This window comes from Achromobacter sp. ISS7, assembly GCF_056523125.1.
In genome coordinates this window covers 3,617,809-3,639,403 of sequence record NZ_JAWRZD010000001.1, presented here as the reverse complement: position 1 = coordinate 3,639,403, position 21,595 = coordinate 3,617,809, and the positions used below count along the sequence as shown (strand labels likewise).

Here is a 21,595-nt window from a genome sequence, read left to right as displayed (position 1 = left end):
CACGACGCCGCAGCGATGTCCGAGTCCGATCCCCCTCTCGCCGTCCCCGCGCCGGCCGCCATCGGCGGCATCGGCATGGACCTGCTGCGCATCGACCGCATCGAGCGCGCCCTGGCGCGCCACGGCGACCGTTTCGCCGAGAAGATCCTGGGACCGCAGGAACTGGCCAAGTTCCACGCACGCCGCGCCCGCGACCCGGTGCGCGGCGTGCGCTTCCTGGCGACGCGCTTTGCCGCCAAGGAAGCCTTTTCCAAGGCGGTGGGATTGGGCATGCGCATGCCCATGACCTGGCGCCGGGTGCAGACGCTGAACGCGCCCGGCGGCCGGCCGGTGCTGGTGATCGCGCCCGAACTGCTGGAATGGTATGTGCAGCGTTTCGGCGCCGCGCACGTTTCCATCACCGATGAATCCGACATGGCCGCCGCCTACGTGGTGGTCGAACGCAAGCCCTGAGCCCGCGGGCCGGCCTGCAAGACACAGACTGAAGGACACGCCGATGGCCAAGAAGAAATCCCGGGCGCTGCCGCCCGGTCCCGTGATGGTCGATGTGGCCGGCACCGTGCTGACCAAGGAAGAAAAGAAGCGCCTGCGCCACCCGCTGGTGGGCGGCGTGATCCTCTTCGCCCGCAATTTCGAGAACCGCCGCCAGCTGACCGAGCTGACCCGCCAGATCCACAAGGCGCGCAAGGAGCGCCTGCTGATCCTGGTCGATCACGAGGGCGGCCGGGTGCAGCGCTTCCGCGAGGACGGCTTCACGCCGTTGCCGGCGATGCGCGACCTGGGCGTGCTGTGGGACCGCGACCCGCTGACCGCCATGCGCCTGGCGACCGAGGCCGGTTACGTGCTGGCCGCCGAGCTGCGCGCCTGCGGCGTGGACATGAGCTTTACGCCGGTGCTGGACCTGGACTACGGCGTCAGCAAGGTGATCGGCAACCGCGCCTTCCATCATGACGCGCGGGTGGTGACGATGCTGTCGCGCGCGCTGATCCAGGGCCTGACGCTGGCCGGCATGTCGGCCTGCGGCAAGCATTTCCCGGGCCACGGTTTCGTCGGCGCGGATTCGCACCACGAGATCCCGGTCGATCCGCGTCCGCTCGAACGCATCCTGAAGGACGACGCGGCGCCCTACGCCTGGCTGGGCGACGCGGTGCTGCCGTCGGTGATGCCGGCGCACGTGATCTATCCCAAGGTCGACAAGCATCCGGCCGGCTTTTCCAAGCGCTGGGTGCAGGACATCCTGCGCACCCGCCTGGGCTACGATGGCGTGGTGTTCTCGGATGACCTGACCATGGAAGGCGCGTCCGTCGCCGGCGATATCCTGGCGCGCGCCCAGGCCGCGCTCGGCGCCGGCTGCGACATGGTGCTGGTGTGCAACCGGCCCGACCTGGCCGACGAGCTGCTGGCGCGGCTCGAATTCGACCATGCGCCCGAGTCCGTGGCCCGCATCCGCCGGTTGATGCCGCGTTTCGACGCGCTCGACTGGGATTCCCTGCAGGCCGAAAGCCGTTACCAGAATGCCCGACGACTTCAATCTCAAATCGTTCCTGGCTGACCTGCCGCATCTTCCGGGTGTCTACCGGCACCTGGATGCGGCCGGCGAGGTCATGTATGTCGGCAAGGCGCGCGACCTGAAAAAGCGCGTCTCGTCGTATTTCCAGAAGAACCTGGCCAGCCCGCGCATCGCCCAGATGGTGGCGAAGGTGGCGCGGCTGGAGGTCACCGTCACGCGCTCCGAAGCCGAAGCGCTGATCCTGGAAAACAACCTCATCAAGAGCCTGAAGCCGCGCTACAACATCCTGTTCCGCGACGACAAGTCCTATCCCTACCTGCTGATCACCGGCCACGACTGGCCGCGCATCGCCTATTACCGCGGCGCCACCAACAAGCGCGGCCAGTACTTCGGCCCGTTCCCCAACGCCTGGGCGGTGCGCGAGACCATCCAGATCCTGCAGAAGGTGTTCCGCCTGCGGACCTGTGAGGACACCGTCTTCGCCAACCGCTCGCGGCCCTGTCTGCTGCATCAGATCGGGCGCTGCTCGGCGCCCTGTGTCGGCGCCATCGCGGCGCAGGACTACGCTTCGGACGTGCAGCGCGCCGTGCGTTTCCTGAACGGCGAGGCCAAGGACGTGATGGGCGAGATCGAGGCCCGCATGCTGGAGGCCGCCGAGGCGCTGCGCTTCGAGGAAGCGGCCGCGCTGCGCGACCAGATGGGCTCGCTGGCGCGGGTGCTGCACCAGCAGACCATGGAAAACGTCAGCGGCGAGGACACGGACATCGTCGCGGTCGCCATCGCCGGCGGCAAGGTCTGCGTCAACCTGGCGATGGTGCGCGGCGGACGCCACCTGGGCGACAAGCCGTTCTTCCCGACCCACGCCGAGGGCGAGGCCGCGCCGCAGGTGCTGGAAGCCTTCGTGGCCCAGCACTACACCGACAACGCGCTGCCGCCGGTGCTGGTCTGTTCGCACGCCTTGCCCGACGCCGGCCTGATCGACCTGCTGGTGGAGCAGGCCGGCGGCCGCCCGTCGCGCGTGCTGACCCGGCCGCAGGGCGCCCGCCGCGCCTGGCTGGAACAGGCGGTCAAGAATGCCGAGATGGCGCTGGCCCGCGCCCTGACCGAATCCGGCGCCCGCGCCGCCCGCACCCTGGCGCTGGCCGAGACGCTGGACCTGGATACCGACGAGGCGGCGCTGGACGCGTTGCGCATCGAGTGCTTCGACATCAGCCACACCGCCGGCGAGGCTACCCAGGCCTCCTGCGTGGTGTTCGAGCACCACGACATGCAGCCGTCGCTGTACCGCCGTTACAACATTGCCGGCATCACGCCGGGCGACGACTACGCCGCCATGCGCCAGGTGCTGACGCGGCGCTTCGCCAAGGTGGCCGACGGCGAGGCCCAGATGCCCGGGCTGGTGCTGATCGACGGCGGCAAGGGCCAGGTCGAGGTGGCGCGCCAGGTGTTCGCCGAGCTGGGGCTGGACATCCAGGCGCTGGTGGGCGTGGCCAAGGGCGAAGGGCGCAAGGTCGGCCTGGAAACCCTGGTATTCGCCGACGGCCGCCCGCCGGTGGCGCTGGGCGGCGAGTCGGCCGCGCTGATGCTGATCGCCCAGGTGCGCGACGAGGCGCACCGTTTCGCCATCACCGGCATGCGCGCGCGCCGCGCCAAGACCCGCAACGTGTCGCGGCTGGAGGAGATCGAAGGGGTCGGGGCGCGCCGCCGGCAGCGCCTGCTGGCCCGTTTCGGCGGTTTTTCGGGGGTGGCGTCGGCCAGTATCGAGGATCTGGCGTCGGTGGACGGGATTTCCGAGGATCTGGCTGAACGGATCTATGAGGCGCTGCGTGGATAAGGCCCGGAACGCCCGTTTCGCGGCCGTCCGGCGGCCGCGAGACAGCCAGTGCAACTCGGCTGATGTAGCATACGGACACTATGCCAATTAACGTACCCATAATCCTGACGTGGCTGCGGATCGCCATGATCCCGCTGGTAGTCGGGCTGTTCTACCTGCCTGAAAGCTGGTTGTCCGTGCCGGTGCGCGATACCTTCGCCGCCTGGGCGTTCATCATCGCCGCGCTGACCGACTGGTTCGATGGCTGGCTGGCGCGCCGCTGGAACCAGACGTCGGCGTTCGGGGCGTTCCTGGATCCGGTGGCCGACAAGCTGATGGTCTGCGCCGCGCTGATCGTGCTGCTGGACCTGAGCCGCGTCGACGCCTTCATTTCGCTCATCATCATCGGCCGCGAAATCACCATTTCGGCGCTGCGCGAGTGGATGGCCAAGATCGGCGCCAGCGCCAGCGTGGCGGTGCACCGGCTGGGCAAGTTCAAGACCGCCGCGCAGATGGTCGCGATTCCGTGCCTGCTGTACAACCAGCCGATCCACGGCATTTCCACCAAGATGCTGGGCGACGTGCTGATCATCGTGGCCGCGGTGCTGACGGTCTGGTCGATGCTGTATTACCTGCAGCGCGCCTGGCCCGCGATCCGCGAGAAAGCGCAGTAAACCACGGCGGCCCGGCTCGCGTCCGGGGCCGTCCTGACAGATCAAGAGCGATGCCGGCGGGGTGAAAGACCGCGACCGGCCCGGCCATGCGCCGCATTCGCCACTGGGACAACGCCGGCCAGGCCGGACGTTGCTGGAGACAACCCGCGAGCCGCCCCGAGGCGGCCGCCTTTCGCCGCTGCCCGCGGCCTTGCGCAATGACTACCGCTGCATCTACCCTGGCCTCGGACGCCGCCGTCCGCCGCCGCGACTGGCAGATCATCCTGTTGATCGGCGTGGCCCACGCCTCGTCGCACTTCTTCCAACTGGTCCTGCCGTCGCTGTACGTGTCGCTCGGCAACGAGTTCGGGCTGGATTTCGCCCGCCTCGGCCTGCTGGTGTCGACCTTCTACGTGGTGTCGGGCATCGGCCAGGCCTCGTCGGGCTTCGTGGTGGACCGCATCGGCGCGCGGCCGGTGCTGTGGTTCGGCCTGTCGTGCTTCGTGCTGTCGGGCCTGCTGATCGGCTCGGCCACCGGCTACACCATGCTGATGGCGGCGGCCGTGGTCGGCGGCATCGGCAATTCGGTGTTCCACCCGGCCGACTATTCCATCATCAACCACCGCATCACCGCGCCGCGCCTGGGCCATGCCTTTTCGGCCCATGGCCTGACCGGCAACCTGGGCTGGGCGCTGACGCCCGTGTTCATGACCTCGATCACGCTGCTGGCCAACTGGCGCGTGGCGGCCTACAGCGCCGCCGCGCTGGTGGCCTTCGTGCTGCTGCTGACCGTGCTGGGCCGCAACCTGCTGGGCGGCGCCGAGCCGGCCCAGGCCGACGACGCCAAGGCCGGCGCGCGCGCCGCGCCCAAGCCGCAGGACGGCGTGCTGACGACCCTGGCCACGCTGCTGTCCAAGCCGGCGCTGTGGGGCGCGTTCCTGTTCTTCGCCTGCACCTCGATCGCGCTGTCGTCGGTGCAGAACTACACGATTCCGCTGCTGGGCCAGCTGTACGACCTGTCCAAGGTGGCGGCCAGTTCGGCGCTGTCCGGCTACATGGTGGCGTCGGCGGTGGGCATGGTGGCCGGCGGCTTCCTGGTGTCGGCCAATCCGCGCACCGAGCGCACGGTGATGGTGGCGCTGATCCTGGCCGGCCTGACGCTGGTGGTGCTGGCGCTGGGCCTGGTGCCGGCGCTGTTCGCCGCGCCGGTGGTGGCGCTGGCCGGCTTCTGCTCGGGCGTGGCCGCGCCGTCGCGCGACATGCTGATCCGGCGGGTGACGCCCAAGGGCTCCACCGGCTCGGTCTATGGCCTGGTGTATTCCGGCATGGACGTCGGCTCGGCGCTGGGGCCGCTGGCCTTCGGCCTGCTGCTGGACGCGGGCCTGCGCCAGGGGCCGTGGATTGGCGCGGGCGTGGCGTTCGCCGCCGCCGCGCTGCTGGCGCAGTGGATCGCGGTGCAGGCGCGCCGCGCCGATCCTGCCGCCGCGGTGCCGGCGCGCTCCTGACGCGCCGACCCCGCGCCGCCGCGCCAAGCAGAACGCCGCCCTCGGGCGGCGTTTTTTCTTGGGCGCGGCGGATCCGCCGTCGCCCGGAAAAAAGGGGGCGCCTGCCGCGCCCGGATCAGCCGTGCGCCTCGATATGGGCGGCGATGGCGCAGCCGATGTCCTCGGTGCGGGCCTGGCCGCCCAGGTCGGGCGTGCGCGGGCCGTCCTTCAGGCAGTGCTCGATGGCCGCCAGGATGGCGTCGTGCGCGTCCTGGCTGCCCAGGAACTGCAGCATCAGCGCGCCCGACCAGATCATGGCGATCGGATTGGCGATGCCCTTGCCGAAGATGTCCGGGGCCGAGCCGTGCACCGGCTCGAACAGCGAGGGGAAGGCGCGTTCCGGGTTCAGGTTGGCCGACGGCGCGATGCCGATGGTGCCGGTGCAGGCCGGGCCCAGGTCCGACAGGATGTCGCCGAACAGGTTGGAAGCCACCACCACATCGAAGCGCTGCGGCTGCAGCACGAAGCGCGCGGCCAGGATGTCGATGTGCTGCTTGTCGGTCTTGACGTCCGGATACTGCTGGCCGACGGCGTCGGCGCGTTCGTCCCACCAGGGCATGCTGATGGCGATGCCGTTGCTCTTGGTGGCGACCGTCAGCTGCTTGCGCGGGCGGCGGTTGGCCAGGTCGAAGGCATAGCGCATGACGCGGTCGGTGCCGTGGCGAGTGAAGACCGACTCCTGGATCACGATCTCGCGCTCGGTGCCGGAGAACAGGCGGCCGCCCAGGTTGGTGTATTCGCCTTCGGTGTTCTCGCGCACGATGAAGAAATCGATGTCGCCGGGGCGCTGGCCGGCCAGCGGGCACGGCACGCCCTCGAACAATCGGACCGGGCGCAGGTTGATGTACTGGTCGAACTCGCGGCGGAATTTCAGCAGCGAACCCCACAGCGAGACGTGGTCGGGCACCGTGGCGGGCCAGCCCACCGCGCCGAAGTAGATGGCGTCGTAGCCCTGCAGCTGTTCCTTCCAGTCGGGCGGCATCATTTCGCCGTGCTGCGCGTAGTACTCGCAGTTGGCCCAGGGGAAGGTGTCGATCTGCAGCGTCAGGCCGAAGCGGCGGGCGGCGGCCTGGACGGCGCGCAGGCCTTCGGGCAGGACTTCATTGCCGATGCCGTCGCCGGCGATGGCTGCGATTTTGTGGACGTGGGACATGGAGGGACCTGAAAAGGGAAGGGGGAAGGGCGTCCCGCGCCACGCCATCGGGCGCGTCGCAGGGGATGGCAGCCATGGTAGGCGTGCCTACAGTCCATCTACAATGACCCATCGCGTGAAATGAATATGCACGAATCATGAATAATGACCTCTTGCCCGCCGACCTGCGCGTGTTCAACGCGGTGGTGCGCGCCTCCAGCTTTTCCCGCGCCGCCGAGGACCTGGGAATGTCGGCCGCGTATGTCACCAAGCGCATCCGGTTGCTGGAAGCCAGCCTGGGCACGCCGTTGTTCCACCGCACCACCCGGCGGGTGGTGGTGAGCGAGGCGGGCGAGCGCGTCTACCACTGGGCCCAGCGCATCCTCGACGACGTCGACCACCTGGTCGAGGAGGTCGGCGTCACGCGCCGCGAGCCGCGCGGGCTGCTGCGCATCTGCAGCAGCTTCGGCTTCGGCCGGCGGGTGGTGGCGCCGGCGCTGTCGGCGTTCGTGTCGCGCCATCCGGCGGTGCAGGTGCGCTTCGAGGTGTTCGACCGCCTGATTGACGTGGCGGCCGAGGGCTATGACCTGGACGTGCGGGTCGGCGACGACATCGCGCCGCACGTGATCGCCCGCAAGCTCGCCGCCAACCACCGGCTGCTGTGCGCCGCGCCGTCGTACCTGGCCGAACGCGGCGTGCCGCGCAAGCTGGACGACCTGGCGGCGCACGACTGCCTGGTGATCAAGGAGCGCGATCACCCCTTCGGCGTCTGGCGCATGCGGCGCGGCGAGCGCGAGCACACGGTCAAGGTGCGCGGGCCGCTGTCGGCCAACAACGGCGAGATGGTGGTGCAGTGGGCGGTGGACGGACGCGGCATCATCCTGCGCTCGGCCTGGGACGTGGGCCCGCTGATCGCCGCCGGCAAGCTGGTGCCGGTGCTGCCGCAGTATCGCCAGGAGGCCAATATCTGGGCGGTGTATCCGGCGCGCGTGAACGCCTCGGCCAAGGTGCGGGTCTGCGTGGATTTCCTGGAGGCGCATCTGCGCCAGCTGGACGCCGGCGTCTGACGCGGTCAGGCGTGGCGACAGGCCGGCATGCCCGGCTTGCGTCAGGTCAAGCCGCCATGGCGGGGCGCGATGGGGCGCTGGCGCGCTTGACGCATCGCAAGCCGCCTGCCGGCCGGCTCCGATGTAATGACCTTGAGAACGACAAGGTTATTCAACAGGAGAAAGCCATGGGAAAGAAGCACGCGATGCTCGCGGCGGGTGTCGTCATCGGATTGTGGGCGTGCCAGGCGTCGGGGGCGCCCCGGCAGGAGCCGATCCAGCCGATCGAGGCGGCGGTGGTCAAGGACCCGGCCAAGGTGGAGCTGGGCAAGAAGCTGTTCTTCGACCCGCGCCTGTCGCGCTCGGGCGCGATCTCCTGTAATTCATGCCATAACCTGGGCATGGGCGGCTCCGACAACCTGAAGGCGTCCATCGGCCACAAGTGGCAGCAGGGGGGGATCAACTCGCCGACGGTGCTCAATTCCAGCCTGAACATCGCCCAGTTCTGGGATGGCCGCGCCAAGGACCTGCGCGAGCAGGCCGGCGGCCCCATCGCCAACCCGATGGAAATGGCCTCGACCCACGAGCTGGCGGTGCAGGTGCTCAACTCCATTCCGGGCTACCGCGCCGAATTCAAGCAGGTGTTCGGCAAGGACGGCATCACCATCGGCGAGGTGACCGGCGCGCTGGCCGCCTTCGAGGAAACGCTGGTGACGCCGAATTCGCGCTTCGACCAGTGGCTCAAGGGCGACGACAAGGCGCTGACGGTCAAGGAGCTGGCCGGCTACACCCTGTTCAAGAACAGCGGTTGCGTCGCCTGCCACAACGGCGTGGCGGTGGGCGGCAACTCGTTCCAGAAGATGGGGCTGGTGGCGCCGTACCAGACCGACAACAAGGCCGAGGGCCGCGCCGCGGTCACCGGCAAGGACGCCGACCGCTTCAACTTCAAGGTGCCGACGCTGCGCAACGTGGCGCTGACCTATCCGTACTTCCATGACGGCGAGGCCGCCACGCTGACGCAGGCGGTGGACGTGATGGGGCGCCTGCAACTGGGCCGCACCTTCACGCCGGACGAGAACGCGCAGATCGTGGCGTTTCTGAAGACGCTGACGGGCGACCAGCCGGCGATCCAGTATCCGCTGCTGCCGCCGTCGGCGGACGACACGCCGCGGCCGGCGCCGTTCGTGAAGTAAACCGGCGCGGCGCCACCGTTGGCAGGTGGCGCCGCCTTGGGGTTCACGAGGTGGCGCGCCCCTGGAGGCGCGCGCCGCCCGTTATTGGCGCACCGTGCGCACGTCGGCCGGCGGCGCCGTCTCGACGTTGCTGCGCCACGGGTTGATGTCCAGCCCGCCGCGCCGCGTGTAGCGGGCGTAGACCGTCAATTGCTCGGGCGCGCAGGCCTGCATGATGTCGGTGAAGATGCGTTCCACGCAATGCTCGTGGAATTCGGCGTGCTGGCGGAACGAGATCACGTAGCGCAGCAGCGCTTCACGGTCGATCGGCTGGCCGCGGTAGCGGATCTGCACGCTGGCCCAGTCGGGCTGGCCGGTCACCGGGCAGTTGGACTTGAGCAGGCGCGAGCACAGGGTTTCCTCGACCACGTCGCCGGCGCGCGTGCGCAGCAATTCGGGCGCCGGCTCGTAGGTGTCGATCTCGATGTCGAGCTTGTCTATATAGATACCGTCCAGCTCGCCCATCCGCAGTTCGCCGAAGCGCTGCGGCAGGATGAAGTCCAGGCCCACGGGCGCGCCGGCGGCGGCGCTCAGGTCGCGTTCCAGGCGGCCGCGCAACGCGGCCGAATTGACCAGCCGGGTCTGGTTGAACGAGTTCAGGTACAGCTTGAACGACTTGGACTCGATGATGTTGGGGCTGTCGGCCGGCACCGAGAACGTCGCCATCGCCACCCGCGGCTTGCCCTTGGCGTCGAGCCAGGACAGTTCGTAGGCGTTCCACAGGTCGACCCCGGTGAACGGCAGCGGTCCGCGCGCCAGGTTGAGCGCCTCGCGGTTGTGGGCGCGGGCGATGGGAAACAGCAGCGAAGGGTCGTATTGCGAGACGTAGGTCACGCTCTGGCCCAGCGGGCCGTGAGACAGCGTCATGGAAAGGTCGTCGGAAAACGTGGAGATGACCGCATTGTAGGCGCTCGCGAACGGTCCATTTTTCGCATCATGAAACGCCGATCCCGGCATGTGAAAGTTCGTGCTGCGCAGCAGCGCGCGGTCATTTCACGGATGACAATTCCGTTCCGCAATGCGGAATGATTCAAATAACTTATTGATTTTTATGAATAATATTTTTCCTCTTATATAAGAGGCACGGCCACATTGCTCCGCAGCACAGGCATAGACTTTGTCCAACGATTCACGCAATGCAACCCCGAAGTTTTCTTGCCTTTTCAGCCATAGACCAAGGAGCATGACCATGAGCAACCGCGAAACCGAAATCCGCAATCTGCAGAAAGACTGGGCCGAGAACAGCCGCTGGCAGGGCATCAAGCGCGACTACAGCGCCGAGGATGTCATCCGCCTGCGCGGCTCGATCGCCGTCGAGCATTCCCTGGCTCGCCGCGGCGCGACCCGCCTGTGGGAACAACTGCACAGCGAGCCTTTCGTGAATTCGCTGGGCGCCCTGACCGGCAACCAGGCCATGCAGCAGGTCAAGGCCGGCCTCAAGGCCATCTACCTGTCGGGCTGGCAAGTGGCCGGCGACGCCAACCTGGCCGGCGAGATGTACCCCGACCAGTCGCTGTACCCCGCCAACTCGGTGCCGCAGGTCGTGCGCCGCATCAACAACTCGCTGACCCGCTGCGACCAGATCCAGTGGATGGAAGGCAAGAACCCGGGCGACGAGGGCTACATCGACTTCTTCGCGCCCATCGTGGCCGACGCCGAAGCCGGTTTCGGCGGCGTGCTGAACGCCTTCGAACTGATGAAGGCCATGATCGAGGCCGGCGCCTCGGGCGTGCACTTCGAGGACCAGCTGGCGTCCGTGAAGAAGTGCGGCCATATGGGCGGCAAGGTGTTGGTGCCGACCCGCGAAGCCGTGGCCAAGCTGGTCTCGGCGCGCCTGGCGGCCGACGTGATGGGCACGCCCACCTTGCTGCTGGCCCGCACCGACGCCGATGCCGCCGACCTGGTGACCAGCGACGTCGACGACAACGACCGCCCGTTCATCACCGGCGAGCGCACCGTGGAAGGCTTCTTCCGCACCCGCGCCGGCATCGACCAGGCGATCTCGCGCGGCCTGGCCTACGCGCCGTACGCCGACCTGATCTGGTGCGAAACGTCCACGCCCAACCTGGAATACGCCCGCAAGTTCGCCGATGCGATCCATCGCCAGTTCCCGGGCAAGCTGCTGGCGTATAACTGCTCGCCGTCGTTCAACTGGAAGAAGAACCTGGACGACGCCACCATCGCCAAGTTCCAGCGCGAGCTGGGCGCCATGGGCTACAAGTTCCAGTTCATCACGCTGGCCGGCTTCCATGCGCTGAACTACGGCATGTTCGAGCTGGCCCACGGCTACGCCCGCCGCCAGATGAGCGCCTTCGTCGAATTGCAGCAGAAGGAATTCGCCGCCGCCGACCTGGGCTTCACCGCGGTCAAGCACCAGCGCGAAGTGGGCACCGGCTACTTCGACGCCGTCACCCAGACCATCGAGGGCGGCAAGTCCTCGACCACCGCGCTGACCGGCTCGACCGAGGAAGCGCAGTTCGAGCACGGCAAGGAGCAGAAGGCCGCCTGAGCCGGACGGGATTGATTTTGCAGTTGCAGTTGTAGTGCTGTTGTAGGGTGGATTCAGGGTGCCTGCGGGCACCCTCTTTTTTTGGGATGGCGGCGGATAAAGATGCGCTAGCGCCGCGCCGCCAGGTACGCGCCGGGCGCCTGGCCCAGCACGCGCCGGAACGCGCTGGTGAAGGCGCTGGGGCTGGCGTAGCCCAGGTCCAGCGCGACGCGCGTCACGGGCTGGCCCTGGCTCAGGCGTTCGATCGCGGCCAACAGGCAGGCCTGCTGGCGCCAGGCGCCGAAGCTGATGCCGGTTTCCGCGCGGAACTGGCGGGTGAAGGTGCGCCGGCTCATGCCGGTGGTGGCCGCCATCGTGTCCAGGTCCGCCGTGATCGACGGCGCCGCGAACAGTGCGCGGCAGGCGCGCGCCAGGCGCGGATCGGCGGGCAGCGGCGCGTGCAGCGACAGCGCCGGCATGGCGGCGATTTCGGCCGCCAGCAGCGCCATCAACTTGCCGGCGCGGCTATCCAGGTCGTACAGCGCGGGCAGGTCGATGGCTTCATCGAGCAGGTGGCGCAGCAATGGCGAGACCGCATGGACCTGGCATTGCGCCGGAAGGCGCAAGGCCCGCGCGGCGGCGTCTGTGAGGAAGGTGTTGAGCATGGTCACCGGGCCGCCCATGGTCATCTGGTGATCCACGCCCGCCGGCACCCAGCAGGCGCGCTGTGGTGGCACCAGCCAGCGGCCCGTCGGCGTGGTCACGCTGATGGTGCCGCGCGCGGCGAAGGCGAACTGGCCGCGGCGGTGGGCGTGCCGCGGAAACGTCAGGCCCGCGGGGTAGTCGCAGGCCGTCACGACCACGTCGCGCGGGAGGTCCTCGTACGGATCGACCAGGGTATTGCGCATGGCCCGAATTCTATAGGAAATAGCCCGATATCGAAGGCGGGCCGGCCGCGCCGAGCCTAGGATACCGGCATTGCCAATCGCGTCCGCCGCCAGGGCGCGGCGGATCGCCTGACCTTCCGGAGCCGACATGGCCAATACCTTCCATCGCGTGGGCCACGGCCCGCATCCCGTCATCGTGCTGCACGGCTGGTTCGGCGACGCGCGCGCCTTTGGACCGATCGAACCGTGGCTGTCGGGCGCGGATTTCAGCTATGTCTTCATGGACTATCGCGGCTACGGCGGCAGGCGCGACGTGGCCGGCGATCATTCCATCGACGAGATCGCCGCCGATACGCTGGCGCTGGCGGATACGCTGGGGTTCCACCGCTTCAGCCTGGTGGGCCATTCGATGGGCGGCATGGCGATCGAGCGGGTTGCCACGCTGGCGCCCGAGCGGGTACGCGCGCTGGTGCCCGTGGCGCCGGTGCCGTGCGGCGGCATCGCCATGGCGCCGGCCACGCGCGCCCTGTTTGACGACGCGGCGGCGGACCTGGCCGCGCGCCGTGCCATCATCGACCGCAGCACAGGCGGCCGCCTGCCGGCGGCGTGGGTCGCGTGGAAGGCCGCTTATTCCGCCGCGCATTCATCCGCAACGGCCTTTGCCGCCTACTTGCCCGCCTGGGCCGGAACCGATTTCAGCGACGACATCGATGGCCGTCATCCGCTGCTGGCCCTGGTGGGCGAGCACGATCCGGTGTTCACGCCGGCGTTGATGGCGCAGACCTACGCGCGGCGTTATCCGCGCGCGATGGTCGAAGTGTTGCGCAATGCCGGCCACTATCCGATGAATGAAACGCCGCTGGCGCTGGTGGCGGCCATCGAGCGTTTCCTGCGGACATCGGCCACGGCGTGAGCGCGGCCGATGCCGTCAGGCCGCGGCGCGCATGGCCGCCAGGCACTCCGCCAGCGGCGGCACGGTGCGCGCCAGCGCTTCGACGGCGGCCGCGTCGACCCGGTCCTGCGGCGGGATCTCGGCCAGCACCCGCACGTTGCCGAAGCGTTCGATCGCCTCGCGATTGCCGGCCGACAGCGGGCCGCTCATGATCACGCCCAGCACCGGGATGGCGCGGCGGCGCAGCGCTTCCAGGCTGAGCAGGGTGTGGTTGATGGTGCCCAGGCCGCTGCGCGCGGCCAGCACCACCGGCATGCCCAGGCGCGCGATCAGGTCGATCATCATGTGGCTGTCGTCGATCGGCACGTACAGGCCGCCGGCGCCTTCGACGATCAGCGGCGCGCGGGTGGCGGGCGGCACGATGGCGGTGGCGTCGATCACCGCGTCTTCCAGCGGCGCGGCGGCCCAGGGCGACAGCGGCGCCTGCAGCACGTAGGCCGGCAGGTGCAGGCGCTCGGGCGGCAGCTGCGCCAGGCGGGCGACGGTCTCGGTGTCGCCCGGCTCCTCGGCCACGCCGGTCTGCACCGGCTTCCAGTAGTCGGCCTGCCAGGCGCGCGTCAGGATGGCCGACACCAGGGTCTTGCCGATGCCGGTATCGGTGCCGGTGACGAATACGCCTTGGGCGGGGGAGTCAGTCATGTTTTTCCATATGCCATAGGCCAGGTGGTAGGTCACCGTGGCGCCTTGTTTGTCGAATTGCGCCAGCACCCGCCGCAGCGCGGCCGCGCCCAGCGGCGCCGTGCCGGGGGCGGGCGTGGTGGCGCCTATGCCCTTCAATGCCTTCAGGAAGTGCAGGCCGTCAGGATGATCTTGTATCAGCCGTTCGCTGTGCACGCCACCGGCCAGATCGGCCATGGCCGGACGGATGGCGCCGCTTGGGGGATACGCCGGCGTGGCCGCGGCCAGGCCGACAGCGTCGTGGGCGGCGCGCCATTCCGCGAAGGTGCCCTCGGCCAGCGTGGCCACCGCCAGGTGGCCGCCGGGCGCCAGCAGGCCGGCCAGGCGGCCCAGGCCGCCGTTCAGGTCGGCGAACCACTGAACCGCCAGGCTGGAGCAGATCAGGTCGTAGTCTCCCGGCAGCCCTTGCGGATGCTCGCCGTCCAGGACCTGGTAGCGGGCGGCGCCGGGCAGCGCCGGGCCCTGCCGGGCCCGCGCCAGCATGGCGGGGGAGATGTCGGTCACGGTCCAGTCCGCCGGGCCCAGCCGCGCGGCCAGCGCCTGCGTCAGCAGGCCGGTGCCGCAGCCGATCTCCAGGATGCGCGGGCGCGGCGGCAGCGCCAGCCGGCCGATCGCGTCGGCCAGCCGCGCGGCGGTGATGCGCTGGGCGGGGGCGTGGTCGTCGTAGCGGGTGGCGGCGGCGCCGAAGCGCGCGCCGACCCGGGCATTGCGCGGATCGGCGCTCATGCGGCGGGCGCCACGCGGGCCAGGAAGGCGCGGATGCGCTGCGCGCACCAGTCGGTGTCGGTCAGCGGCAGCAGGTGGCCGCCGGCCTCGCGCCAGTGCAGTTCGGCGGCGGCGCCGAAGCCCGCCGTCGTCATCGGCGCGGGGGCGATCGGATCGGCCGCGCCCGCCAGCGCCAGCAGCGGCATGGGCAGCGTCGCCAGCGCGGCGCGCTGGTCGGCGTCGCGCAGGATCCGCAGGTCGCGCGCCAGCGGTTCGAGCTGGGGCGGGCCGAAGGCGCCGGCGTCGCCGCAGCGCTGGCGGAAATCGCGCAGCACCGTGTCGGGTTGCGCCGCCAGCCGGTTCAGCATGCGGTCGAGCATGCGCGCCGGCACGCCGTCGGGGAAGTCGTCGGCCGCGCCGAAGCAGGCGAAGCCGTTGATCGCCACCAGGCCCAGGCAGGCGGGCGGCGGTTCGCCCAGCAGGCGCAGTGCGCCCAGCGAGTGGCCGATGGCCAGCACCGGCCCGGCCGGCGCGGGCGCGTGGGCCGGGCCGAAATAGCCGGCGTCGGCCACGGCCTGCGGCCAGTCGGCCAGCGCGGCGGCCAGCGGCGCCCAGAACGCGGCGTCGAAGGCCCAGCCGTGCAGGAACAGCAGGGTGGGGCGAACGGACGGAGCGGCGGCCGGCATCAGGCGAGCGCGGCCGTCAGGCCGTCTATCAGTTGGTCGATATCGCCGTCGCGGTGCGCCGCGCTCAGGGCGATGCGCAGCCGGCTGGTGCCGGCCGGCACGGTGGGCGGGCGGATCGCCACGGCCAGCAGGCCGCGCTGTTCCAGCGCCGCCGCCAGCGCCAGGGCGCGGGCCTCGTCGCCGACGATGGCGGGCACGATCTGGGTGGACGAGTCGCCGGTGTCCACGCCCAGGCCGTGCAGCGCGGTGCGCAGGCGTTCACCTGAGGCCGCCAGCCGGGCGCGTTCGGCGTCCAGCGTCGGCACCAGGTCCAGGGCGGCATCCATGGCGCCCAGCACGGCGGGCGGCAGGGCGGTGGTGTAGATGAAACCGGAACAGGCGTTGACCAGGTAGTCGCAGAGCGCGCGCGAGCCCGCCACGTAGGCGCCGAAACCGCCCAGCGCCTTGCTGAAGGTGCCCATGGCCAGGTCGACGCCACCGGGCGCCAGTCCGGCCAGCCCCATGCCGCCCGGCCCCAGCACGCCGGTGGCGTGGGCCTCGTCCAGGTAGACGAAGGCCTGGTAGCGTTCGGCCAGCGCCGCCAGCCGGGCGACGTCGGTGCGGTCGCCGTCCATGCTGAAGACGCTTTCAGTCAGGATGAAGCGCACGGCGGGCGCGGCCGACGGGTCGGCGCGCGCCGCCAAGAGCGCCTCGAGGTGGTCCAGGTCGTTGTGGCGGAAGCGGATCTGGCGCACGCCCGCCGCCTGGCAGCCGTGGTGCAGGCTGGCGTGGTTGAGCTTGTCGGCGTAGACCTGCACCTCGCCCTGGCCGGCGGCCGCGCGCAGCAGCGCGGGCAGCACGGCGGCGTTGGCCTGCCAGCCGGAGGCCAGCAGCAGCGCGGCCTCGGTGCCCTTCAGGCGCGCCAGCTTGGCCTCGACCTGCTCGTGCAGGTCGAGATTGCCGCACACCAGCCGCGAGGCCTGCGCGCCGGCGCCGTGGCGGGCGGCCCATTCGCGCGAGCGCTCGATCAGCAGCGGGTGGCGGGACAGGCCCAGGTAGTCGTTGCTGGAGAAGTTCAGCAGCGTCGCGCCGTCCAGCGCGATGCGGCCGGCGGGGGCGGCCCCGGCGGCGCGCAGCCGGCGGCGGACGCGGCGCGATTCGGCTTGCGCCAGTTCGGAAGAAAAGAGGGGATCCAGCTTGGACATGACGATTTCCTGCGGCGGCCGGCGGCGGGTGCCCCGCCCCAGGGCCGCGGCCGCGAAGCGCGCCGTCAGGCCCCCGGCCGTAGAATGCGAGCCATTGTAGTGGAGGTGAAACATGCATACCCCCGACTGGATGGCCCGGGGCCAGCCGCATATCTGGCAGCCTTACGCCCAGATGAAGACCGCGACGCCGCCGCTGCCCGTGGTCCGCAGCCACGGCAGCCGCCTGGAACTGGCCGACGGCCGCCAATTGATCGACGGCGTGGCGTCCTGGTGGACCGCCTGCCACGGTTACAACCACCCACACATCGCCCAGGCGGTGCGGGCGCAGCTGGACGCCATGCCGCACGTGATGTTCGGCGGCCTGACCCACGAACCCGCCCTGACCCTGGCGCGGCGCCTGGCCGGCCTGCTGGGGCCGGGGCTGGACCGGGTGTTCTACACGGACTCCGGCTCGGTGGCGGTGGAAGTCGCCATGAAGATGGCGGTGCAGTTCTGGCTGAACCAGGGCGAACGCGGCCGCAGCCGCTTCCTGGCGTTCCGCGGCGGCTATCACGGCGACACCTTCGGCACCATGGCGGTGTGCGACCCCGACGAGGGCATGCACAGCCTGTTCCGCGGCATGCTGGCCGAACACGACATCGTCGACCTGCCGCGCGACGAGGCCGCCATGGCCCGGCTCGACGCCTTCCTGGAGACGCGCGGCCCGCAACTGGCCGGCATCCTGGTCGAGCCGCTGGTGCAGGGCGCCGGCGGCATGCTGCTGCACGACCCCGAGGTGCTGCGGCGCCTGCGCCAGCTGGCCGACCGCCATGGCCTGCTGCTGATCTTCGACGAGATCTTCACCGGCTTCGGCCGCACCGGCACGATGTTCGCGTTCGAGCAGGCCGGCATCCGCCCCGACATCATCACACTGTCCAAGGCCCTGACCGGCGGCACGCTGCCGCTGGCCGCCACGGTGGCCAGCAGCCGGGTGTTCGACGCCTTCTGGTCGGACGACCCGTCGCACGCGCTGATGCATGGCCCTACGTTCATGGGCAACGCGCTGGCCTGCGCCGCCGCCAACGCCTCGCTCGACCTGTTCGAGAGCGAACCGCGCCTGGCCCAGGCGCGGGCGCTGTCGTCGGCCCTGGAAGCGGGGCTGGCGCCGTGCCGCGAGCTGGCCTGGGTGCGCGACGTGCGGGTGCTGGGCGCGATCGGCGTGGTCGAGCTGGACCGCATCGACGACCGCGAGGCCCTCAAGCGGCGCCTGGTCGAGGCCGGCGTCTGGGTGCGGCCGTTCGGCAACGTGGTGTATTTGACGCCGGCGCTGACCATCGCCCCGGACGAGCTGGACACCCTGATGCGGGCGGTCGTGACCGTGCTGCGCGCGCAGCGGCCCTGAATCGGCGGCGCCCCCGGCCGGTTGACGGCGCCGCCGCCGGGATTCCCGCCGTCACCGGGCGGGGTCGCGGCAAGGCGCCGGGGGCTGCTTGATCCAGGTCAAGGCGGGCGCCGGCGGCGCTGGGTAGCATCGGCGCATGCGAGCAAAATCCATTTTCGCCGTCCCTTCGTCCCTGTCCGACGCCGAGCGCCAGCAGCGCCGCCACGCGCTGGTGCGCCTGTCGCTGGCGTGGCTGGCGATGATGCAGGTGATGATGTTCGCCTGGCCCGGCTACCTGCGCCACGAAGGCATTCCCAGGGACGCCCTGGACACGCTCGACTGGGCCATCGTGCTGATGAACTGGGCCAGCCTGGCCCTGACGGTGCCGGTGGTGCTGTATTCGGCCTGGCCGATCTGGCGCCACGCCGGCGCCAACCTGCGCCAGGGCCGCGCCGGCATGGACGTGCCGGTGGCGCTGGGCATCGTCGCCGCCTTCATCCCCAGTGTCTACGCCACCTACTCGGGCCACGGCGAGGTCTATTTCGATTCGGTCACCATGTTCGTCGCGTTCCTGCTGACCGCGCGCTACCTGGAACTGTGCGCACGCCAGTCGTTCGGCGGCACCGCCGGCGGCCAGCGCCATGCCAGGGTCGAGGCCCAGCGCCAGCGGCTGGGCGCGGGCGCCGACCGGCTGGCGTCGCGCTTCGTGATGGCGCAGGTGGCGCTGGCGCTGGGCGCGGCGGCGGCCTGGGCCTATATCGACCCGGCCCACAGCATCCCGGTGATGGTGGCGCTGCTGGTCATGAGCTGTCCCTGTGCCATGTCGATGGCGGTGCCCACCGCCATGGCGTCGGCGCATTCGGCGCTGGCGGCGCATCCGTCCATGCCCGACGCCGCGCTGGACGCGCTGCTGGCCCAGGCGCAACGCAAGGCGCGCCAGAACCTGCACGGCTCGCTGGTCTGGCACCTGCTGATGACGCCGCTGGCGCTGGTCGGCTGGGTCACGCCCTGGCTGGCGGCCATCACCATGCTGGTGTCGTCGCTGGCGGTGGCCTACAACTCCTGGCGGCTGTCGCGCCAGGACTGGTCGGGCAGCCTGGCGCCCGGCGGCGCGCTGGAAGCCGCGCCATGACCATCCTTTATCTGCTCCTGCCGCTGTCCCTGCTGTTCGTGCTGGCCATCGGCGTGTCGCTGTGGTGGGCCGTGTTCAACGGCCAGTACGACGACACCGACAACGCCGGCACCGCCATCCTGCGCGACGACGACAGCGGCCCGGCCGCGCGCGGCTAGATCCCCCTCTGGCACCGGGCATTGCGCAGGCGGCGGCCATCGGGCAGCCGTCCGATCCGCCGTGTCCGCCGCCCGGCCATGGACGTTGCGCCGGCGCTGCGGGTTCCCCTGCACGGCCAATAGGGTTTGATTCACATCAACCCCGGTTTACGCGCGACCCCCCATCATTGAAACCTGAAGCTAATTGTTTCTTTTGGGGGAAGGGTGATGAACGATTGCGCCGCAATCGCAAGCAAGGCCGATACCTTCAACTATCGCATCGTGAGGCAGTTCGCGCTCATGACGGTGGTCTGGGGCATTGTCGGCATGGCTGTGGGCGTTTTTCTCGCCGCGCAGCTGATTTGGCCTCAGTTGAATTTCGACACCGCCTGGCTCAGCTACGGCCGCCTGCGTCCGCTGCACACCAATGCCGTGATCTTCGCCTTTGGCGGCAGCGCGCTGTTCGCGACCTCGTACTACGTGGTCCAGCGCACCTGTCAGGCCCGCCTTTTCTGTGACCGGCTGGCCGCGTTCACCTTCTGGGGCTGGCAGGCGGTCATCGTGGCCGCCGCCATCACGCTGCCGCTGGGCTACACCAGCAGCAAGGAATACGCCGAACTGGAATGGCCGATCGACATCCTGATCACCCTGGTCTGGGTGGCCTACGCGATCGTGTTCTTCGGCACCATCATCAAGCGCCGTTCCAAGCACATCTACGTGGCCAACTGGTTCTTCGGCTCGTACATCCTCACCATCGCCATCCTGCATATCTTCAACAACATCGAGATGCCGGTGACGCTGTGGAAGTCGTACTCGGCCTACGCCGGGGTGCAGGACGCCATGGTGCAGTGGTGGTACGGCCACAACGCGGTCGGCTTCTTCCTGACCACCAGCTTCCTGGGCATGATGTATTACTTCGTGCCCAAGCAGGCCGGCCGTCCGATCTACTCGTACCGCCTGTCCATCGTCCACTTCTGGGCGCTGGCCTTCACCTACATGTGGGCCGGGCCCCACCACCTGCTGTACACCTCGCTGCCCGACTGGACCCAGTCGCTGGGCATGACGTTCTCGCTGATCCTGCTGGCGCCGTCGTGGGGCGGCATGATCAACGGCATCATGACGCTGCAGGGCGCCTGGTACAAGCTGCGCACCGATCCGATCCTGAAGTTCATGGTGACCGCGCTGTCGTTCTACGGCATGGCCACGTTCGAAGGCTCGATGATGTCGATCCGCACCGTGAACGCGCTGTCGCACTACACCGACTGGACCATCGGCCACGTGCACTCCGGCGCGCTGGGCTGGGTCGCGATGATCTCGTTCGGCTCGCTCTACTACCTGATCCCGCGCCTGTATGGCCGCGAGAAGATGTACAGCGTCAAGGCCATCGAGCTGCACTTCTGGATCGCCACCATCGGCGTGGTGCTGTACATCGCCGCGATGTGGATCGCCGGGGTGCAGCAGGGCCTGATGTGGCGCGACACCGCCGCCGACGGCACGCTGGTCTACAGCTTCGTCGAGGAACTCAAGACGCGGGTGCCGTACTACCTGATCCGTCTGCTGGGCGGGGCGCTGTTCCTGTCAGGCGTGCTGGTCATGGCCTGGAACGTGTGGAAGACGGTGCGCGGCGCGCAGGCGGTCAACCCCGCCATCCCGCAGGACGACCCCCACGCCACCCGCGCGCCGGCTGTCGCCGCGCCCGCGCCGGCCACCGTTTGACGAGGACATCATGGCCAACAAGCAACAAGGCTTTTTTTCCCACCAGACGCTCGAGAAGAACATCGGCTGGATGATCATCGCCAGCATCCTGGTGGTGTCATTCGCCGGGCTGGTGCAGATCGTGCCGCTGTTCTTCCAGCACAGCACCACGCAGCCGGTGGCGGGGGTCGAACCCTACAGCCCGCTGCGCCTGATGGGCCGCGACGTCTACATCCGCGAAGGTTGTGTCGGCTGCCACTCGCAGCAGGTGCGCCTGCTGGCCGCCGAAGTGCAGCGCTACGGCTCGTACTCGCTGGCTTCGGAGTCGGTGTTCGACCACCCCTTCCTGTGGGGCTCCAAGCGCACCGGTCCCGACCTGGCGCGCGTGGGTGAACGCTATTCCGACGACTGGCACCGCATCCACCTGCGCAACCCGCGCAAGGTGGTGCCCGAGTCCAACATGCCTGCCTACCCGTGGCTGGAAAAGACCGTGATCACCGGCCAGAACGTCGAGCAGCGGATGCGCGCGCTGCGCGCCCTGGGCGTGCCGTACACCGACGAGGAGATCGCCGCGGCGCCCAAGGCCATCGAGGGCAAGACCGAAGAGGACGCGCTGGTGGCCTACCTGCAAGGGCTGGGCGTCGGCGTGCGCAAGGCGCAGCAGGCCAGGAAGGCGGAAGAGGCCAGGAAGGCCGAGGAAGCCAGCAAGGCCGCGCAGCCGCCGGCCGCCGCCGCGCAACCCGCGGCCACCGGAGGCTGAC

20 protein-coding genes are annotated in these 21,595 nt (G+C 69.6%); 14 read left to right on the top strand and 6 right to left on the bottom strand.

Translation table 11 applies throughout. The annotated features are described in order from the left end of the window. The first annotated feature begins 15 nt into the window (after nt 1–15). From acpS to AC1HFW_RS16250, 5 genes are all read left to right on the top strand, one after another. On the top strand, nt 16–453 hold the full coding sequence (gene acpS / locus AC1HFW_RS16270) for a holo-ACP synthase (RefSeq protein WP_006390554.1): 438 nt from the start codon (nt 16–18) through the stop codon (nt 451–453). A 43-nt stretch (nt 454–496) separates the two neighbouring features. Next, nucleotides 497–1,552: a beta-N-acetylhexosaminidase gene (nagZ, locus tag AC1HFW_RS16265; RefSeq protein WP_479284413.1), complete on the top strand. Its 1,056-nt coding sequence runs from the start codon at nt 497–499 to the stop codon at nt 1,550–1,552. Then, nucleotides 1,515–3,344 carry an excinuclease ABC subunit UvrC gene (gene uvrC, locus AC1HFW_RS16260; RefSeq protein ID WP_006390552.1) on the top strand — a complete coding sequence of 610 codons (1,830 nt, stop codon included), beginning with the start codon at nt 1,515–1,517 and terminating at the stop codon, nt 3,342–3,344. The genes nagZ and uvrC overlap by 38 nt, the downstream gene beginning before the upstream one ends. A gap of 80 nt (nt 3,345–3,424) precedes the next feature. After that, nucleotides 3,425–3,997, top strand: a complete 573-nt coding sequence (gene pgsA / locus AC1HFW_RS16255) for a CDP-diacylglycerol--glycerol-3-phosphate 3-phosphatidyltransferase (protein ID WP_006390551.1) — start codon at nt 3,425–3,427, stop codon at nt 3,995–3,997. A gap of 197 nt (nt 3,998–4,194) precedes the next feature. Then, nucleotides 4,195–5,481 (top strand): MFS transporter, encoded by a 1,287-nt coding sequence (locus AC1HFW_RS16250; RefSeq protein WP_479284410.1) that lies wholly within the window; start codon nt 4,195–4,197, stop codon nt 5,479–5,481. Nucleotides 5,482–5,596: 115 nt separating this feature from the next. Here the strand turns inward: AC1HFW_RS16250 and AC1HFW_RS16245 are convergent, their stop codons facing one another. After that, nucleotides 5,597–6,673: a tartrate dehydrogenase gene (locus AC1HFW_RS16245; protein WP_479284408.1), complete on the bottom strand. Its 1,077-nt coding sequence runs from the start codon at nt 6,671–6,673 to the stop codon at nt 5,597–5,599. 137 nt (nt 6,674–6,810) lie between these two features. Between AC1HFW_RS16245 and AC1HFW_RS16240 the strand changes: the two genes are divergently transcribed. Next, a complete protein-coding gene (locus tag AC1HFW_RS16240) occupies nt 6,811–7,719 on the top strand; it encodes a LysR substrate-binding domain-containing protein (RefSeq protein WP_479284403.1) in 909 nt (302 codons plus the stop codon). A gap of 167 nt (nt 7,720–7,886) precedes the next feature. Further along, entirely contained in the window at nt 7,887–8,891 is a 1,005-nt protein-coding gene (locus AC1HFW_RS16235; protein ID WP_479284401.1) for a cytochrome-c peroxidase, read from the top strand. Nucleotides 8,892–8,972: 81 nt separating this feature from the next. Here AC1HFW_RS16235 and queF read toward each other — a convergent pair whose 3' ends face one another. Further along, complete coding sequence (queF, locus tag AC1HFW_RS16230) at nt 8,973–9,797, bottom strand: NADPH-dependent 7-cyano-7-deazaguanine reductase QueF (protein WP_241114401.1); 825 nt, start codon at nt 9,795–9,797, stop codon at nt 8,973–8,975. A gap of 322 nt (nt 9,798–10,119) precedes the next feature. Here queF and aceA point away from each other — a divergent pair, with 322 nt between their 5' ends. Next, nucleotides 10,120–11,439, top strand: coding sequence for an isocitrate lyase (gene aceA, locus AC1HFW_RS16225; protein ID WP_006390545.1), 1,320 nt, complete (start codon nt 10,120–10,122; stop codon nt 11,437–11,439). Nucleotides 11,440–11,546: 107 nt separating this feature from the next. Here aceA and AC1HFW_RS16220 read toward each other — a convergent pair whose 3' ends face one another. Then, complete coding sequence (locus AC1HFW_RS16220; protein ID WP_479284399.1) at nt 11,547–12,326, bottom strand: AraC family transcriptional regulator; 780 nt, start codon at nt 12,324–12,326, stop codon at nt 11,547–11,549. A 127-nt stretch (nt 12,327–12,453) separates the two neighbouring features. Here AC1HFW_RS16220 and AC1HFW_RS16215 point away from each other — a divergent pair, with 127 nt between their 5' ends. Continuing rightward, nucleotides 12,454–13,218 (top strand): alpha/beta fold hydrolase, encoded by a 765-nt coding sequence (locus AC1HFW_RS16215; protein ID WP_479284397.1) that lies wholly within the window; start codon nt 12,454–12,456, stop codon nt 13,216–13,218. A 15-nt stretch (nt 13,219–13,233) separates the two neighbouring features. Here AC1HFW_RS16215 and bioD read toward each other — a convergent pair whose 3' ends face one another. Genes bioD through bioF form a run of 3 tightly spaced genes read right to left on the bottom strand, consistent with a single transcriptional unit; the run spans nt 13,234 to nt 16,510 of the window. Beyond that, nucleotides 13,234–14,661 carry a dethiobiotin synthase gene (gene bioD / locus AC1HFW_RS16210; protein ID WP_479284395.1) on the bottom strand — a complete coding sequence of 476 codons (1,428 nt, stop codon included), beginning with the start codon at nt 14,659–14,661 and terminating at the stop codon, nt 13,234–13,236. Further along, a complete protein-coding gene (locus tag AC1HFW_RS16205) occupies nt 14,658–15,326 on the bottom strand; it encodes an alpha/beta fold hydrolase (RefSeq protein WP_479284394.1) in 669 nt (222 codons plus the stop codon). Before AC1HFW_RS16205 ends, bioD begins: the two co-directional genes overlap by 4 nt. Next, nucleotides 15,326–16,510 (bottom strand): 8-amino-7-oxononanoate synthase, encoded by a 1,185-nt coding sequence (bioF, locus tag AC1HFW_RS16200; protein WP_479284393.1) that lies wholly within the window; start codon nt 16,508–16,510, stop codon nt 15,326–15,328. Before bioF ends, AC1HFW_RS16205 begins: the two co-directional genes overlap by 1 nt. Before the next feature lie 112 nt (nt 16,511–16,622). Between bioF and AC1HFW_RS16195 the strand changes: the two genes are divergently transcribed. The 5 genes from AC1HFW_RS16195 to ccoO all read left to right on the top strand — a co-directional run bounded on the left by AC1HFW_RS16195 (nt 16,623) and on the right by ccoO (nt 21,594). Next, on the top strand, nt 16,623–17,891 hold the full coding sequence (locus AC1HFW_RS16195; protein ID WP_006390535.1) for an adenosylmethionine--8-amino-7-oxononanoate transaminase: 1,269 nt from the start codon (nt 16,623–16,625) through the stop codon (nt 17,889–17,891). Between the two features lie 136 nt (nt 17,892–18,027). Next, nucleotides 18,028–19,002 (top strand): hypothetical protein, encoded by a 975-nt coding sequence (locus AC1HFW_RS16190; protein WP_479284391.1) that lies wholly within the window; start codon nt 18,028–18,030, stop codon nt 19,000–19,002. Next, nucleotides 18,999–19,160: a cbb3-type cytochrome oxidase assembly protein CcoS gene (ccoS, locus tag AC1HFW_RS16185; RefSeq protein WP_238908893.1), complete on the top strand. Its 162-nt coding sequence runs from the start codon at nt 18,999–19,001 to the stop codon at nt 19,158–19,160. The genes AC1HFW_RS16190 and ccoS overlap by 4 nt, the downstream gene beginning before the upstream one ends. Before the next feature lie 207 nt (nt 19,161–19,367). Then, on the top strand, nt 19,368–20,855 hold the full coding sequence (gene ccoN, locus AC1HFW_RS16180) for a cytochrome-c oxidase, cbb3-type subunit I (RefSeq protein ID WP_061073761.1): 1,488 nt from the start codon (nt 19,368–19,370) through the stop codon (nt 20,853–20,855). 10 nt (nt 20,856–20,865) lie between these two features. Next, a complete protein-coding gene (gene ccoO, locus AC1HFW_RS16175) occupies nt 20,866–21,594 on the top strand; it encodes a cytochrome-c oxidase, cbb3-type subunit II (RefSeq protein WP_006390530.1) in 729 nt (242 codons plus the stop codon). The last annotated feature ends 1 nt before the right edge of the window (nt 21,595 follow it).